Source organism: Streptomyces sp. NPDC012474, from assembly GCF_042955185.1.
GTDB lineage: Bacteria > Actinomycetota > Actinomycetes > Streptomycetales > Streptomycetaceae > Streptomyces > Streptomyces cahuitamycinicus.
On sequence record NZ_JBIBEP010000003.1, the window covers coordinates 435,865 to 451,524 of the forward strand.

At 70.5% G+C, this 15,660-nt stretch carries 17 protein-coding genes; 7 read left to right on the top strand and 10 right to left on the bottom strand.

The window, feature by feature from the left end; all coding sequences use genetic code 11:
* The first annotated feature begins 45 nt into the window (after positions 1-45).
* The 3 genes from ACFY9S_RS10175 to ACFY9S_RS10185 all read left to right on the top strand — a co-directional run bounded on the left by ACFY9S_RS10175 (position 46) and on the right by ACFY9S_RS10185 (position 3,666).
* Positions 46-285, top strand: coding sequence for an SCO4848 family membrane protein (locus tag ACFY9S_RS10175; RefSeq protein WP_102913348.1), 240 nt, complete (start codon positions 46-48; stop codon positions 283-285).
* 23 nt (positions 286-308) lie between these two features.
* Positions 309-1,898, top strand: a complete 1,590-nt coding sequence (locus tag ACFY9S_RS10180; RefSeq protein ID WP_391125199.1) for a metallophosphoesterase — start codon at positions 309-311, stop codon at positions 1,896-1,898.
* Between the two features lie 214 nt (positions 1,899-2,112).
* Positions 2,113-3,666 carry an ABC transporter substrate-binding protein gene (locus ACFY9S_RS10185; protein ID WP_391125202.1) on the top strand — a complete coding sequence of 518 codons (1,554 nt, stop codon included), beginning with the start codon at positions 2,113-2,115 and terminating at the stop codon, positions 3,664-3,666.
* A 19-nt stretch (positions 3,667-3,685) separates the two neighbouring features.
* Here ACFY9S_RS10185 and ACFY9S_RS10190 read toward each other — a convergent pair whose 3' ends face one another.
* From ACFY9S_RS10190 to ACFY9S_RS10200, 3 genes are read right to left on the bottom strand one after another with little or no spacing between them, the layout of a single operon-like run.
* Positions 3,686-4,432, bottom strand: coding sequence for a TetR/AcrR family transcriptional regulator (locus ACFY9S_RS10190; RefSeq protein ID WP_102911621.1), 747 nt, complete (start codon positions 4,430-4,432; stop codon positions 3,686-3,688).
* A gap of 56 nt (positions 4,433-4,488) precedes the next feature.
* Positions 4,489-5,013 (bottom strand): DCC1-like thiol-disulfide oxidoreductase family protein, encoded by a 525-nt coding sequence (locus tag ACFY9S_RS10195; protein ID WP_391125205.1) that lies wholly within the window; start codon positions 5,011-5,013, stop codon positions 4,489-4,491.
* A 15-nt stretch (positions 5,014-5,028) separates the two neighbouring features.
* Entirely contained in the window at positions 5,029-5,436 is a 408-nt protein-coding gene (locus ACFY9S_RS10200) for a hypothetical protein (protein ID WP_391125208.1), read from the bottom strand.
* Positions 5,437-5,755: 319 nt separating this feature from the next.
* On the opposite strand from ACFY9S_RS10200, the gene ACFY9S_RS10205 reads away from it, so the two are divergent.
* Positions 5,756-6,397, top strand: coding sequence for a nucleotidyltransferase domain-containing protein (locus tag ACFY9S_RS10205; protein WP_391125211.1), 642 nt, complete (start codon positions 5,756-5,758; stop codon positions 6,395-6,397).
* Between the two features lie 146 nt (positions 6,398-6,543).
* Here ACFY9S_RS10205 and ACFY9S_RS10210 read toward each other — a convergent pair whose 3' ends face one another.
* The 7 genes from ACFY9S_RS10210 to ACFY9S_RS10240 all read right to left on the bottom strand — a co-directional run bounded on the left by ACFY9S_RS10210 (position 6,544) and on the right by ACFY9S_RS10240 (position 12,327).
* Positions 6,544-7,317, bottom strand: a complete 774-nt coding sequence (locus ACFY9S_RS10210; protein WP_391125214.1) for a hypothetical protein — start codon at positions 7,315-7,317, stop codon at positions 6,544-6,546.
* Positions 7,318-7,415: 98 nt separating this feature from the next.
* The gene (locus ACFY9S_RS10215) at positions 7,416-8,036 is read right to left on the bottom strand and encodes a Uma2 family endonuclease (RefSeq protein WP_391125217.1); all 621 of its coding nucleotides are present in this window, start codon (positions 8,034-8,036) and stop codon (positions 7,416-7,418) included.
* 154 nt (positions 8,037-8,190) lie between these two features.
* Positions 8,191-8,970 carry a succinate dehydrogenase iron-sulfur subunit gene (locus ACFY9S_RS10220; protein WP_391125220.1) on the bottom strand — a complete coding sequence of 260 codons (780 nt, stop codon included), beginning with the start codon at positions 8,968-8,970 and terminating at the stop codon, positions 8,191-8,193.
* Complete coding sequence (gene sdhA / locus ACFY9S_RS10225; protein WP_391125223.1) at positions 8,970-10,724, bottom strand: succinate dehydrogenase flavoprotein subunit; 1,755 nt, start codon at positions 10,722-10,724, stop codon at positions 8,970-8,972. Before sdhA ends, ACFY9S_RS10220 begins: the two co-directional genes overlap by 1 nt.
* Before the next feature lie 19 nt (positions 10,725-10,743).
* Positions 10,744-11,226: a succinate dehydrogenase hydrophobic membrane anchor subunit gene (locus tag ACFY9S_RS10230; protein ID WP_107455798.1), complete on the bottom strand. Its 483-nt coding sequence runs from the start codon at positions 11,224-11,226 to the stop codon at positions 10,744-10,746.
* A 5-nt stretch (positions 11,227-11,231) separates the two neighbouring features.
* Positions 11,232-11,612, bottom strand: a complete 381-nt coding sequence (gene sdhC, locus ACFY9S_RS10235; RefSeq protein ID WP_031107855.1) for a succinate dehydrogenase, cytochrome b556 subunit — start codon at positions 11,610-11,612, stop codon at positions 11,232-11,234.
* A gap of 256 nt (positions 11,613-11,868) precedes the next feature.
* On the bottom strand, positions 11,869-12,327 hold the full coding sequence (locus ACFY9S_RS10240; protein ID WP_391125226.1) for a 2-oxo-4-hydroxy-4-carboxy-5-ureidoimidazoline decarboxylase: 459 nt from the start codon (positions 12,325-12,327) through the stop codon (positions 11,869-11,871).
* A gap of 290 nt (positions 12,328-12,617) precedes the next feature.
* Between ACFY9S_RS10240 and ACFY9S_RS10245 the strand changes: the two genes are divergently transcribed.
* From ACFY9S_RS10245 to ACFY9S_RS10255, 3 genes are all read left to right on the top strand, one after another.
* The gene (locus tag ACFY9S_RS10245; protein ID WP_391125518.1) at positions 12,618-14,213 is read left to right on the top strand and encodes a family 20 glycosylhydrolase; all 1,596 of its coding nucleotides are present in this window, start codon (positions 12,618-12,620) and stop codon (positions 14,211-14,213) included.
* Positions 14,214-14,308: 95 nt separating this feature from the next.
* Positions 14,309-14,839, top strand: coding sequence for a hypothetical protein (locus ACFY9S_RS10250; protein WP_391125229.1), 531 nt, complete (start codon positions 14,309-14,311; stop codon positions 14,837-14,839).
* Positions 14,840-14,946: 107 nt separating this feature from the next.
* Positions 14,947-15,501 (top strand): hypothetical protein, encoded by a 555-nt coding sequence (locus ACFY9S_RS10255; RefSeq protein WP_391125231.1) that lies wholly within the window; start codon positions 14,947-14,949, stop codon positions 15,499-15,501.
* The last annotated feature ends 159 nt before the right edge of the window (positions 15,502-15,660 follow it).

The following is a 15,660-nucleotide window of genomic DNA, read 5'->3' on the forward strand; positions in this document are numbered from 1 at the left end:
CGGCCGGCCCCGGGAGCCCGGCGCTGTGACGAAAGGTCTGTTTCTGTGAAGCTCAGCCGCCCCGTCTCCTGGTTCCTGCTCGCCTTCGGGGTGTGGAGCTGGGTCATCTGGATCACTTTCGTCAAGAACCTGGTCGCGGACGGCAGCGGGCTCGCCTTCGACGACGGTCGTCCCACGGCCTACTTCTGGGTGCACCTGCTGCTCGCCGTCGTTTCCTTCGTATTGGGGACGGTCGTCGGGGCCATCGGGTTGCGTGGTCTGCGCGCACTGAGCCGGACGTCATAGGGCGATCGGGAGACAGGGACACCGTGGTCATCGTTTTCGTACTAGTCGCAGTGCTGGTCCTGGCCGTCGTGGTGACGGGCAACTGGTACGTGTGGCGCCGCCTGTTCCGCGACACGACCCAAGGCCCGGGCCTCACGCGCCGCGCGGGAGCGGTCCTGATCGCCGGCGGCTGGACCTTGACGGTCACGGCCCTGGTCGCCGAGCGCTCGGGCGCCCCGTTCTGGCTCCAGCAGGTCCTCGCCTGGCCGGGCTTCCTGTGGCTGGCCCTGTCGATGTACCTGCTGCTGGCGGTGGTGGCGGGAGAGCTCGTCCGGCCACTCCTGCGCCGCTTCCTGGAACACCGCGCGAGACGCGCGAACCACCACCCACGACCGGCACCGCCCTCGGGGGAGCCGGCCCCGGCCGGTGACGCGCCCGCCCCGCAGCCCGGCCACGGCGGTGGCCCGGCTCCCGTACAGGGCAGCGCCGAGGGAGCGACCGCCTCCGCGGCGTCGGCAGGCGCGCAGCCGGGCGGCGGCGCGACCCGCGCGCCCGTGCCCACGGCGGCACTCGCGGCCGGCTCCGGGCCGGACCACGGCTCCGGCGTGCCCACGGCCGCGACGCAGGCGAACGGCAGCGGTACGGCCCCCGAGCCCACGGCGGCCCCTGTGCCCGCGGCGGCCCCCGAGCCCACGGCGGCCCCCGCGGCCGGCTCCCGGCCGGACCACGGCGCCGAGGCGCCCGCGCCTCACCCGTCGGCCGACCCCGCGCCCCAGCCGCTCCCCGCGGCGGACGCCGTCCCCACCGGGCCCTCCCGGCGCCTCTTCGTGTCCCGCGTCGTCGCCGGGGCCGCCGCGGCCGCGGCCGTCGGGACCGTGGGGTACGGGACGTACGGCGTGCTGCGCGGGCCGAAGGTCAAGCGGGTCACGGTCCCGCTGGCCAGGCTGCCGCGCGCCGCGCACGGGTACCGGATCGCCGTGGTCAGTGATGTGCACCTCGGCCCGGTCCTGGGACGCGGCTTCGCGCAGAAGGTCGTCGACACGATCAACGCGACCCAGCCCGACCTGATCGCCGTCGTCGGCGACCTGGTCGACGGCAGCGTGAAGGACCTGGGCCCGGCGGCCGCCCCGCTCGCGCAGCTGAGGGCCCGTCACGGCTCCTACTTCGTCACCGGCAACCACGAGTACTTCTCCGGTGCCGGACAGTGGGTCGAGGAGGTCCGCCGACTGGGTCTGGACCCCCTGGAGAACGCCCGCAGGGAGATGCCGCACTTCGACCTCGCCGGAGTCAACGACGTCGCGGGCGAGGACGAGGGTCAGGGCCCCGACTTCGCCAAGGCGCTCGGCGACCGGGACACAGCGCGCGCGTGCGTCCTGCTCGCCCACCAGCCCGTCCAGATCCACGACGCCGTCGAGCACGGCGTCGACCTCCAGCTCTCCGGCCACACCCACGGCGGCCAGCTCTGGCCCGGCAACCTCGTCGCCGCGGGCGCCAACCCCACCGTCGCGGGCCTGGAGCGCTACGGCGACACCCAGCTGTACGTCTCACGCGGCGCCGGTGCCTGGGGCCCGCCCACCCGCGTGGGCGCGCCGTCGGACATCACCCTGATCGAGCTCGCCTCGAAGCAGGCCTGACGGCACGCGCACGCCCCCTGTGAGAACGCTGTGAAACCAGCCCGAATCACCCATCGGTAAGTTCTTTCCCAACTCGTCAGATCTCCCTTCCCCCTGCTCAAAATCCTGTGATTGGGTGAGCCCGCCACAAAAGGGTGTGGCACACGCACAAGTGCCTCAATTGGTCCTCAAGGGGGCTCATTGGGCCGCTGAGGGGCTGGGGAGGGCGAAGCCGATGCGATCGGTTCGCATACGGATACTCGCGGCACTGCTCGTCCTGGCCGCCGCGGGTGTGGGCGCCTGGCAGCTCCTGCCGTCGAAGGGCGACGCGAGGACCATCACCGTCGGCACCACGGACGGCGTCACCTCGCTCGACCCCGCCGGCGCCTACGACGCGGGCTCCTGGGCGCTGTTCAGCAACGTCTTCCAGTCGCTGCTGACCTTCGCGCCGGGCGGCACCGCCCCCGTGCCGGACGCGGCGAAGAGCTGCGCGTTCGTCCGCGGTGACCTCACCACCTACCGCTGCGAGCTGCGCGCGGGCCTCACCTTCCCGAGCGGCCGGACGATGAACGCCGAGGACGTGAAGTACTCCTTCGACCGGATCCTGAAGATCAAGGCCCCGGTCGGGCCGGCGTCCCTGCTCGGCACGCTCGGCTCCGTGGACGCCGACGGCATGACCGTCACCTTCCACCTGGACTCGCCGGACGCGACGTTCCCCTTCAAGGTCGCCACCGGCGCCGGCTCGATCGTCGACCACACCGCGTACCCGGCCGGCAAGCTGCGCACCGGCGACCGCGTCGACGGCACGGGCCCGTACACCCTCACCTCGTACACGAAGGAACGTGACGCCGTCCTCGCGCCCAACCGGCACTACCGGGGCGCCGTCGGCGGCACCGGCCGGCCCGTCGAACTGCGCTACTACGCGAACCCCGAGGCCCTGAACACCGCCTGGAAGGACAAGCAGGTGGAGGTGGCGACCGACCAGCTGCCGCCCGGCGTCCTCGCCGGCCTCAACCCGAGCGACCCCACCCAGCGCGTCTACGAGTCCGACGGTTCCGAGACGCGCAACCTGTACTTCAACACCCGGGCGGGCAAGCCGCTGCACGAGCCGGAGGTCCGCCGGGCCATCGCCTGGCTGGTCGACCGCGAGCGGCTGGCCGCCACCGTCTACGACGGCACCGTCGACCCGCTGTACTCCCTGATCCCGGCCGGTCTCACCGGGCACACCGCCTCGTTCTTCGACGACTACCCGAAGCCCGACCCGCAGAAGGCCAGGCAACTGCTCACCCGGGCGGGCGTGAGCCTGCCGGTGCACTTCACCTACGGCTACGCCGAGGGCCGCGGTGCCGGCGAGCAGGAGGGCGCCGAGATCAAGAAGGAACTGGAGGCGAGCGGCCTGTTCAAGGTCACCCTCAAGGGCTATGAGTGGACCGCCTTCCAGAAGCAGTGGGCGAGCGGCGGGCTCGACGCGTACGCCGTCGGCTGGATCGCCGACTTCCCCGACCCGGACACCTTCGGCGCCGCGCTCGTCGGTACCGGCAGCGCCATGAACACCGGCTACAGCAGCAAGACCGTCGACCGGCTCATCAAGGACAGCCGGCGCTACGCGGAGCGGACCGAGGCCGACCAGGACTTCCGCTCGGTGCAGCAGACCGTCGCCCGGGACGTCCCGGTGCTGCCGCTGTGGCAGGCCGAGGAGTACGTCGTCGCCACGGAGGACGTCGGTGGCGGCCAGTACCTGTCGGACGGCACGGGCGTGTTCCGCCTGTGGAGCCTCACCACGCTCTGACGGTCCGCCCGCCGGCGGCTCAGGGGTCGGTGCGCCGCCGGGCCGCCGGATCGGGGATGGCGTTCGTCATGCCCGGCAGGAACTCCGTGAACAGCTCGTGCACCTCGCGCACGAGCGGCCGCAGCACCCGGAAGCGGGCCAGGGCGACCCCCCGCGCGGTGAGCCGGGCTCCGCGCTCGGCGAGCCGGTAACTGCGCTCGCGCCCCTCGGTACGGTCGAAGATCCAGTACAGGACGAGCCCCATCTGGGACAGCCACATCAACTCGGGCAGGACGTCGCGCAGTTCCTCGGGCACCTTGGTCTTGGTGGCCCCGGCGAGCACCTCCCGGTGAACGCTGATGGCCTCCTCGCGCGCGTGCTCCGACTCGGGCGAGAAGGGGCTGAGCGGGCTGTCCGGGTCGGCGGCGTTCTTGAAGAACTGCACCGCGAACTCGTGGTAGGGCGCCGCGATGTCCAGCCAGGCCCGCAGCACGCCCGCCAGCCGGGCCTCCAGGTCGCGCTCCCGGTCCAGGATCTCCCGGACCGCCACCTGGTGTTCGGCGGCGATCCGGTCGTAGAAGCCCTGGATCAGATGTTCCTTGCCGGCGAAGTAGTAGTACGCGTTGCCGACGGAGACCCCTGCCTCCTGGGCGATGGCCCGCATCGTCGTCTTGTCGTAGCCGCGCTCCTGGAACAGCCGCATGGCCGTCTCCAGGATCAGGGCGCGGGTCTGCTCGGACTTGGTCGGGGTGGCGCCGTCGCCGGGGCCGTCGTTCATCGCGGGCACGGGAAGAGAGCCTAACGTCAGCACCGGTGCGGCTACCGGTGCGGCTACCGAGGCGGCTACCGGGGGGCGCAGGTGCCGTCGGCGCAGCCCGGCGCGGTGTAGCTCCATCCGCTGCCGGGGGCGTACGACCAGCCGTCCGCCCGCCGGTACACCCGGCCGCCCCACTGGGCCCCGTCGCGCTGCCCCCGGTGCCCCTGCGCCCCGCGCCACTTGGCGGCGGCGAGCACCGCGCCCTTGGCCAGCCGGGCACCGGACGGGGTGCTCAGCCGGTGGGCGAGCGGCCGGTGCTCACGCAGCGCCCACAGGGTGACCACCCAGGCGGCGGGGCCCCGGTAGACCTGCCCGGCGTCGCCGACGACCGTGATCTCGTCGAGGGTGGCGCCGTGGTCGAGGCCGGGGAAGCGCCGCCGGGCCTCCTCGGAGGCGGCCGGGACCAGCTCCAGCGGCACCAGGTGGGCCTGCCGCAGGAGCCAGTCGCGCAGGAACGCGCACAGGGAGCACTCGGCGTCGTACAGGACGGTGAGCCGGCGGACCGGGGCGGGTGCGTTCGTGCCGGTCGCGTTCGTGCCGGTGGCGTTCACGTGGGCCTCCTCCGTTCAGGCCCGCGCCTGCGGGGCGACCCAGCCCTGCGGCGGCACCGGCGGGACCTGCTCCCGCTCCATGGCGCCCCGGCGCCGGATCCGGTTGAGCACGTAGACGTTGGCCAGGTGCATCACACCGAGCATCAGCAGCACCACGCCGAGCTTGGTCGACAGGGCCTCGAAGATGCCGCGCGCGTCCATGATCGTCTCGTCGTCGCTCAGATACAGCGCGACGAACCCGAGGTTGACGAGGTAGAAGCCGACCACCAGGAGGTGGTTGACGGCATCGGCGAGCTTCTCGTTGCCGTGCAGCACGTCGGCGAGGAAGACCTTCCCGTTGCGGCTGAGCGTGCGGGCCACCCAGACGGTCAGACCGATGCTGACCAGCAGATAGATGACGTAGGCGATGACCGTGCGGTCCATAGCCCCACCCTTCTTGAACACGTTCAAAATGCTGTCGGAGATGACTCTAGACCCATTTTTGAACGTGTTCAACACGCGGGGGCCGGGTGATTGTCGTCCGCCGCGCGCCGGGCCGAGCGGGCCACCGGCGGCTACTCCGACCGCTTCGCGGCCCACGTCCTGCGCCGGCACCGGTTCCACTCGTCCAGCGTCGGCATCGCCGAGGAGTCCAACCGGCTGGTGACCTTGTGTGATCGCCGGTGGCGTACGGCTCCAGGTCCCTCTGGGCGCCTTCATCGACCACGGCCGGGGCCTTTGAGCCCGCTGATAGATTCCTGCGGTGAGCGAGCAACTGCCCAGCGGTGGCATCGAGTTGTCACCCGACGAGATCGAAACCCTCAACGCCAGGTGGTCTTCCTGCTGGACCCCGAGTGAGGTCGCGCAGCAGTTGGCCGGGATCGGCACGCCCTGGTGCGTGGCCGCGGGCTGGGCGCTGGACCTGTTCCGCGGCAGGCAGACGCGCGCTCATGGGGACATGGAGATCGCGATTCCGGCCGCGAGCTTTCCCGAGGTCCGCTACCGCTTCCCCGGATACGTCTTCGATGCGGCAGGCAGTGGCCGGATCTGGGAGGACGCCACACCGGAGGTGCTGGTCGCCGTACATCAGACTTGGCTCCGCGATCCGGCCACCGGCAACTACCTGCTGGACGTGTTCCGCGAACCGCACGACGGCGACACCTGGATCTGCCGACGCGATGAGAGGATCCGGCTTCCCTACAGCGACATCATCCACCACACCCAGGACGGCATCCCGCATCTGGCGCCCGAACTGGTCCTGCTGTTCAAGGCCAAGCATGCCCGCCGAAAAGATCAATCCGACTTCGACGAGACCGTCCCACACATGTCCCCGGCCCAGCGCTCGACCCTGGCCGAGCTACTCGACCGCGTACACCCAGGGCATCCCTGGATTGCGGATCTGTAGCCCACGGTGAGCGGAACAGCACGCTTCGGCGGCGCAGCAACGGGACTCGTCACGGCCCGCATCGATGCCGCGCGCAATCCGTTCTCACGCCACAGTCGGACGGCACTGCCACCCCGTGACCCGACCGGTGGAGCACCGTACTCTGTTCAGCCCTTACAGCCCCCCACCCGCCGCGAACTCACCGCGATGTCGTCCATCCGCACGTCGTACGACGACGGGCTCGGGTCGGCCTGATACAGCTGCCAGCCCAGCTTCAGCTTGTCGAAAGCCGGGAAGACGAACGCGTCCGACGTGCCGCCGTGCTGGTCGGTGGAGACGGTCAGGTCGGGCTGCGGCACGCCGTCGAAGTAGACGGTGACGCGGTTGTCGCCGGCGTCCAGGTGGAACTCGACGCACTGCCACGTGCCGGCCGTCGCCGGGGCCGAGGTCTTCCAGGACGTCCAGTCCCCGGTCGGCCCGAGGTCGGAGCCGACGCCCCAGAAGTTGCCCCGGTCGGTGGGGGCGTACTGTCCGCCGAGCGGCCGGACGAGCGTGGGGGAGCCGGTGCCGGACGCCTCCGCGAGGGTCCAGTGCGCCCAGTCGGGGGCGGTGGGGAAGGCGTCCACGCGCAGCCGCAGCCGGGCCCAGAAGCTGTTGCCGGGCGGCTTGAGGCTGGGGAAGACGAGGAAGGCGTGGCCGTTGCCCTCGGTGCGGATACGGAGTTCGCGGCCGTGGCCGGCCGACGAACGGGCGATCGTCAGCGCGCCGTCGGACGTGTCGGTGGTCCACCCGCGGCCTTCGGTAGCCGGGCCGAGGGGAAGGCGGTCGAAGGTCTCGCGTGCGAGGACCGGGGAGGGACTTGCCGAGGCGGTGGGGGATACCGGCAGCAGCGCGGCGGCCGTGGCCACGAGCGCGACGGCGGCTTTCCTCAGGGGCGTCATGGCCGTCAGTCTGGTGTCACCCGGCCCCATCAGTCGCAGGAGCCCTACGACAAGCGGCCGGAACCAGCCTGAATCCGGCCGGTTCCGGACCCCGCGACTCAGTCGCTCGTTCTGGGCTGACCGGCCCTGAGGACCTCGGCCACGTCGAGGGTCACCTTCGCGCCGATGGAGTCGGGGAGGGTGACCAGTTCGCCGGAGGCATGCGGACGGTGGTTCTCGTAGGTGCTTCCGACCGGGCCGGTCAGGACGTGCAGGCGCTGGTGCTTGCGGTCGACGACGACGTAGACCGGGACCTTCGCCTCGGCGTAGGCGGCGACCTTGGTCTTGAGGTCGTCCTTCCAGTTGGCGGAAGTGACCTCCAGAACGAGGCGGAAACAGACCGGGTCGTACGCGTTGTTCTCGACGAAGTGGTCGTCGATGTCGGCGTCCACCACCACGAGGTCGGGGATGGCGTAGTCCTCGGCGCCGGTGGGAAGCCAGAGCCCGACGTTCTGGAGGACCTCGGTTTCGCCGCCGTGCATGCCGGCTGCGATGAACGGGATCATGAGGCCGGTCAAGGCACGGGCGTGGGGAACATCCGGGGACGGGGTCACGAGGAGATGGCCTCCGATGATCTCGACGCGGTAGCCCGGATGGCGCTCCATGATCTCGTCGGCGATGGTCGTGAGGGTGACCGGCTCTTCGTCGTGGAAGGGCTGCCCGACGGAAGCTGCGGACATCAGGTGCCTCCTGGGGGGCTGGTGTTGAGAGCATCATCGTAGGTCGGACACCGCCTCTGCGTCCGTCCCTGGACTCGTTCACCCGATGGTGTGGCATATGCCAGAAGGCCCCGTCTCCAGTGGAAACAGGGCCCTCATCAGCAAGCGGTCGATCTCAGTAGCGGCGCGTGATCAGCGCACGCTTCACCTCGGCGATCGCCTTCGTGACCTCGATGCCGCGCGGGCAGGCGTCCGTGCAGTTGAAGGTCGTGCGGCAGCGCCAGACGCCGTCGCGGTCGTTCAGGATCTCCAGACGCTGCTCGCCCGCCTCGTCACGCGAGTCGAAGATGAAGCGGTGCGCGTTGACGATGGCGGCCGGGCCGAAGTACTGGCCGTCGTTCCAGAAGACCGGGCACGACGTGGTGCAGGCCGCGCAGAGGATGCACTTCGTCGTGTCGTCGAAGCGCTCGCGGTCCTCGGCCGTCTGGAACCGCTCACGCGTCGGCTCGTTCGTGTCCTTCGTGATGAGGAAGGGCATGACGTCGCGGTACGCCTGGAAGAACGGATCCATGTCGACCACGAGGTCCTTCAGGACCGTCAGGCCCTTTATGGCCTCGACCGTGATCGGCTTCTCGGGGTTGATGTCCTTGATCAGCGTCTTGCAGGCCAGACGGTTCTTGCCGTTGATCCGCATGGCGTCCGAGCCGCAGATGCCGTGGGCGCAGGAGCGGCGGAACGTCAGCGTGCCGTCCAGTTCCCACTTGATCTTGTGGAGGGCGTCGAGGACGCGTTCCTTCGGGTCGATCTCGACCTGGAAGTCCTCCCAGGTCGCGTCCGCCGCGACCTCCGGGTTGAAGCGGCGGACCCGGAAGGTGACCGTGATGTAGGGGGAGTCGGCGAAACCGGGCTCGGGCTTGCCGGCCGCGTCTTCCTTGTCCAGAACAGGGGTAGCCATCAGTACTTACGCTCCATCGGCTGGTAGCGGGTCTGGACGACCGGCTTGTAGTCGAGACGGACGGTTTCGGAACCGTCGGCGCCGACCTCGCGGTACGCCATGGTGTGCCGCATGAAGTTGACGTCGTCGCGGTTCGGGTAGTCCTCGCGGTAGTGACCGCCGCGGGACTCCTTGCGGGCGAGCGCGGAGACGGCCATGACCTCGGCCAGGTCGAGCAGGTTGCCCAGCTCGATGGCCTCCAGCAGATCCGTGTTGAACCGCTTGCCCTTGTCCTGGATCGAGACGTTCAGGTAACGCTCGCGCAGCTCCGCGATCTTCTCGACCGCCGTCTTGATCGTCTGCTCGGTGCGGAACACCATGACGTTGGCGTCCATGGTCTCCTGCAGCTCGCGGCGCAGGATCGAGACCCGCTCGGTGCCCGTCGCGTCCCGCAGCCGCTCCACCTGAGCGACGACCAGCTCCGCCGGGTTCTCCGGCAGCTCCACGAAGTCCGCCTTCTGCGCGTACTCCGCGGCGGCGATGCCCGCCCGCTTGCCGAAGACGTTGATGTCCAGCAGCGAGTTGGTGCCGAGGCGGTTGGCACCGTGGACGGAGACGCAGGCGACCTCGCCGGCGGCGTACAGACCGGGAACGACCGTGGTGTTGTCCGCCAGGACCTCACCTTCGACGTTCGTCGGGATGCCGCCCATCGCGTAGTGCGCGGTCGGCTGGATCGGGATCGGGTCCGTGTAGGGCTCGATGCCGAGGTAGGTGCGGGCGAACTCCGTGATGTCGGGCAGCTTCGCGTCCAGCTGCTCCGGCGGGAGGTGGGTGAGGTCGAGGTAGACGTGGTCGCCCTCGGGGCCACAACCGCGGCCTTCCCGGATCTCCGTGTAGATGGAGCGGGACACGACGTCACGTGACGCGAGGTCCTTCATCACCGGCGCGTACTTCTCCATGAAGCGCTCGCCGTCCTTGTTGCGGAGGATGCCGCCCTCACCGCGGGCGCCCTCCGTCAGCAGGATGCCCATGCGCCAGATGCCGGTCGGGTGGAACTGGAAGAACTCCATGTCCTCCAGCGGCAGACCGCGGCGGTAGACCGCCGCCTGGCCGTCGCCCGTCAGCGTGTGCGCGTTCGACGTCACCTTGAAGAACTTGCCGCAGCCGCCGGACGCGTAGACCACGGACTTCGCCTGGAAGACGTGGATCTCACCGGTCGCCAGCTCGTAGGCGACCACACCCGCCGACCGCTTCACGCCGTCGACCTCGGTGATCAGCTGGTCCAGGACGTAGAACTCGTTGTAGAACTCCACGCCCTCCTTGACGCAGTTCTGGTACAGCGTCTGGAGGATCATGTGGCCGGTGCGGTCGGCCGCGTAGCAGGAGCGGCGGACCGGGGCCTCGCCGTGGTTGCGGCTGTGACCGCCGAAGCGGCGCTGGTCGATCGTGCCGTTCGGGGTGCGGTTGAACGGCAGGCCCATCTTCTCCAGATCGAGGACGGAGTCGATGGCCTCCTTCGCCAGGATCTCGGCGGCGTCCTGGTCGACCAGGTAGTCACCGCCCTTGACCGTGTCGAAGGTGTGCCACTCCCAGTTGTCCTCCTCCACGTTGGCGAGCGCGGCGGCCATGCCGCCCTGCGCGGCGCCCGTGTGGGAGCGGGTGGGATACAGCTTGGTCAGCACGGCGGTGCGGCTGCGCTTCGTGGACTCGATGGCCGCACGCATGCCCGCGCCGCCGGCGCCGACGATGACGGTGTCGTACTTGTGGATCTTCATGATTCTCGCAGCCCCGTGCCTAGCGGATGTTCGGGTCGAAGGTGAAGATCACCAGCGTGCCCAGCAGGATGGTGAACACCGTGGCCGTGTAGAGCAGGCCCTTGAGCCACAGCCGGGTGTTCGCGCGCTCCGCGTAGTCGTTGATGACCGTGCGCAGGCCGTTGGCGCCGTGCAGCATGGCGAGCCACAGCATCAGCAGGTCCCAGACCTGCCAGAACGGGGACGCCCAGCGGCCCGCCACGAAGGCGAAGCCGATCTTGGAGACGCCGCCGTCCAGCACGAGCTGGATCAGCAGGTGGCCGAGGACCAGGACGACCAGCACGACGCCCGACAGGCGCATGAAGAGCCAGGCGGCCAGCTCGAAGTTGCCCCGGGTGGTCTTCGGGGTCTTCTTGGTGCGCTGGCGTGGCGCCTCGATGAAGGGCGCCGGGTTGTCGACGGTGTAGACGGCGCCGCCCTCGACGGGGCCGACGCCGGCGGCGGTCTTCTCAGACGTGGACATTGGCGTCAGCTCCCGAACAGTTCACGAGCGGCGTGGCCGAGGACGGGGTAGATCGCCCCGAGCATCAGCACGACCCACAGGGCGACGACGGTCCAGAGCATCTGCTTCTGGTAGCGGGCGCCCTTGATCCAGAAGTCGACGGCGATGACGCGCAGGCCGTTGAGCGCGTGGAAGAGGATGGCGGCGACGAGGCCGTACTCCAGCAGCGCGACGATCGGCGTCTTGTACGTGGCCACGACGGTGTCGTAGGCCTCGGGCGACACACGGACGAGTGCGGTGTCCAGCACGTGAACGAACAGGAAGAAGAAGATGAGGACGCCGGTGACTCGATGAGCCACCCAGGACCACATTCCTTCCCGGCCGCGGTACAGCGTTCCAGCCGGCACGGAAGTTTCCTCCGGGAGCGGGGATTGGGGCCGCGCCGGCTTGGTGTGTCGGTCGGGCCCGGCCGGGTACGGTCCACCGGCCCCCAGCATCGTAGCGAGGCGCTGCCGCTGGGCTGAGCCGGGGTCTGGCTGTGTGATCAAACTGGCATGCGTACGGGCTAGCCTTCGGCGGCTTCTGGGGTGGGGTGTCCTGTTATCTGCCGGGTACGGGTTCGTTGTGGTTGGTCGGCCCCACGCGGCGGTAGCCGCATATCGATCACAGTCCCGCGCCCCGCAGGGCGTCGACCAGCCGTTCCTTCGCGAGGCGCCGGAGTTCGTCGGCCACCACCGTCCGCTCTTCCTCCGGATCGTTGGTCAATCGTGACCGGATGGCTTCGAGGATGTGGTCCAGCGTCCGGCTCGGGGTCAGGTCGCCCAGGCAGGTGACGAACACATGGCCGAAGCGGGCCTCGTAGGCGGCATAGGCCGCGCTGAGGGCCGTGTGGGCCGCGGCGTAGGTGTCCGGCGGGAGGGTGGGCAGGGGCTCGGCCGCCAGTGCTTCCGTGAGGTCGGGCCAGGTCAGGTCGTAGGCCGCCTCGTCCGCTGCGGCCAGCAGGGAATCCAGGTCCGGATAGGGGCGGTGGTCCGCGACACGCCGGGCCCAGCGGAGGCTGCGCAGGCAGGAGAGGAGGGCCTGCTCCAGCTCCTGTGCGGAGGCTGTGTTGAAGTGCTCCACCGGTATGGCGAGTCGGCCGGGGAGATCTGGGAGACGGTGCGCAGGCAGCGTGGGTCCTCGTGGGCGTCACGTGTGTCAGCAGGGTGAACTGTGAGAGATGTGACGTCACGCTATCGAGTACGACCATGACGTGTCCGAAGGATGCCCGAATTTCACCCGGGAGAGAGAGATTCGGCATGCGTGGTGGACGCGCGCCATGCGGGCCGGGGTTTTAGGTTGGCGGTGTGAGTCAGCACAGGCGCCGGACTCCGGCGAAGCAGGAGAAGCAGCGGCAGGTGCTGGTCGTGGCCATGGCCGTGGCCCTGGTCGTGGTCGCGGCCGGGGTCGGTCTCGGGCTCTGGGCGGCCTCGGGCGGCGACGGCGGGTCCACCGGTTCTCAGGCCGGGTCCTCGCAGCGGGCCGCCGCGCCCCCGGACGGAGCGCGGGAGGCGGCCCCGACCCCCAGTCCGACCCGGTCCTACCCCCTGTCCGAGGCGCCCCGCACCATTCCCGCCGTGCGCGGCCACGAGCCGGCGCGTGGCCCGGGCTGGCGTCCCGAGAAGGGCAACCGGGTGGTCGTGGACGACCCGGCGCTGGCCGACGAGGGGCGGCTGGTCGCCGGCGAGCTGGGCATGGCCTACGCGGGCGAGAAGAGCGACAAGCGGGCCGGAGACCTGCGGCTGGCGCTGAACGGCGACGAGGGCGCCAACCCGGAGTCGTACGTGATGACCGTGCGCGACGGGCGGGTGGAGATCGACGGGCCTTCCGACGCAGGGGTCTTCTACGGCACCCGCACGCTCAAGCAGGAGACGCACGACGGCGGCACGGCACCCGAGGGGGTCGTGAAGGACGAGCCGGCCAAGGCGCAGCGCGGGTTCATGCTGGACATCGCGCGCAAGAACTTCACGGCCGGCTGGATCGAGGACCGGATCCGGGAACTGGGCGACCTGAAGTTCAACCAGCTGGGGCTGCACTTCTCCGACGACCAGGGCTTCCGGATCGAGTCCTCCTCGCACCCCGAGATCGTGTCGCGTCAGCACCTCACCAAGGCGCAGGTGCGGAAGATCATCGACCTCGCGCGGAGCCGGCACATCACGGTCGTGCCCGAGATCGACTCGCCCGGCCACCTCGGCGCGGTCCTCGACGCCCACCCCGACCTGCAGCTGCGCACCGCGCAGGGGTCTGCGGTGCAGGGCGCCATCGACATCTCCAAGGCCCAGAGCGCCCAGATCGTCGACGACCTGCTGAACGAGTACGCGGACCTCTTCCCGGGCGGGCCCTGGCACCTCGGCGGCGACGAGTACCAGGCGCTGACCCGGTCGAACCCGGAGGCCTCCTTCCCGCAGCTGGCCGCCGCCGCCCGGGAGAAGTACGGCTCCGGCGCGACGGTCGCCGACCTCACCACCGGCTGGCTGAACGACCGGGCCGACACCGTCCGCAGGCATCAGCGCGTCCCGCGCGCCTGGAACGACGGCTTCTTCCGCGGCACCTCCGTCCAGGCCGCCAAGGACATCCAGGTCGCCTACTGGACGGGCAAGGAGATCGGCGCCCGGCCGCCCCTGGAGTACCTCCAGGCGGGCCGCAAGATGATCAACTACAACGACGAGTTCCTGTACTACGTGCTCGGCGAGCCGCAGACGTTCGTCTACCCGACGGGCGAGCGGATCTACCAGCAGTGGACGCCGCGGGTGCTGCGCGGCACCGAGGCCGTGCCGGCGCGCTACGACGGCCAGATCCTCGGCGGGTCCTTCGCGGTGTGGTGCGACCTCGCGAACTCCCAGACGGAGGACCAGGTGGCGGCCGGGATCCGGATGCCGCTGCGTGCGACCGTCCAGAAGCTGTGGGACCCGGACAGGCCCGAGCTGTCCTGGGCGGAGTTCCGGGCGCTGGCCGACCGGCTCGGCTGACCGGCGGGAATTGGCGCATACGGCTGCGAACCTCCGTACGGCTGTGGTGGTCTTCTGGCGCGAGTGGAGTCGAAAATGCCGGGGGGAACCGGGACATGGGCTACTGGGGATACTTCGTGGTGGGCCGGGGGGAGCGGCCGCTGCCGGAGCTGGACGCGCTGGCGGGAGCCGGGGAGGGGGCGACGCAGCGCGTCTCGGCGCCGGGCGGATGGCAGGTCTGGGAGTACCCGAGCAGCGACGGCGGCATCGGGAACATGAACGACCTGGCCCGGGAGACCGGGGCGCCCGCGCTCTTCGGGTACGTCATGAACAGCGAGTGCGTGGTGCTGGAGGCCGCGGCTCCGGAGAGCGGGGCGTGGACGACCTGCCTCGCGCGCTCCGCGATGGCCGGGTACCTGGGCGCGGACCGCGAGGGCCTCACTCTGGAGGACTACTTCCTGGAACCCCGCGACGCCGCCGAGCGCGCCGCGCGCTGGGCCGCCGAGGCCGGGTGCGAAGTGAACGCCGAGGCGCTGGTGGACGTACTCACGTCAGAGCCCGATCCTCCCCCGCTCTCGGCTTCGGACCCCCTGGCCGAAAACCTTCTGTTCCGCTTCCTCGACCGGCTGGGTGTGGTGCCCCTGTGACACTACGGGGCCGTTGCGCGCAGTAAGGGGAAGTGCGGGTTCCGTAAGGGGTGAGGGTCGGCAGCGGCCTGATCGGGCCCCGGAGAGGCCTGCGGAGGGAGGCGTGGATGAGCCTGGTGGAGTTGATCGCACAGGCCGACGAACGCGGGCTGGCCGCGAGCGGGCTGGCTTGTCTCGATCGGTGCGTGCCCCTGCTGGGCGGCGACGACGAGACCCTGCGGCCGGTGTGGGCGAGCCTCGGCGACGACGCCGGTGCGGGTGAGTGGGGCGAGCGGCTGGAGCAGGCGCGCTGCAAGCTGGACTCGGTCGGCGCCGGGGACGAGGCCGCCGTGCTCGCCCACCGGATGCTTCAGGCCGCTCCCGCCGAGCGCTCCGCACCGGGGCTGCGGGTGTGGGCCGACGCCTGCTCCGTCGCCTCCCTCCAGATCCACCGGCTCCTGGACACCGCCCAGGACGAGGCCTCGTCCGTCGACTCCCGCCGCGAGGGCCGTACGGACGGCATGTCACCCCTCGTCGCCGCCGAACTGCGCCGCCAGATCACCGTCCTGGAGGTCCTGGCCGGACACGGCCCGGCCGGGCTGCGCCGGGTGCTGGAGCTGTCGACCGAGGGGCGGCGGGTGCTGCGCGCGGTGGTCTCCCGCCGGAGCCGGCAACAGGGCTGAAGCGGGCCGCCGATGGCACCGGCCCGCCCAGGGCTCCCAAACCCGCTTCCTGGGCGGGTCCTGTGACTGTCCCTCGGGTGCGGTGGGGCGGTCCTGCGCCGCTTTGGGGAAGTCGCCGATTCCGGGTGACGAAACGCTTCGCCGCAGCGCTTTCCGGGA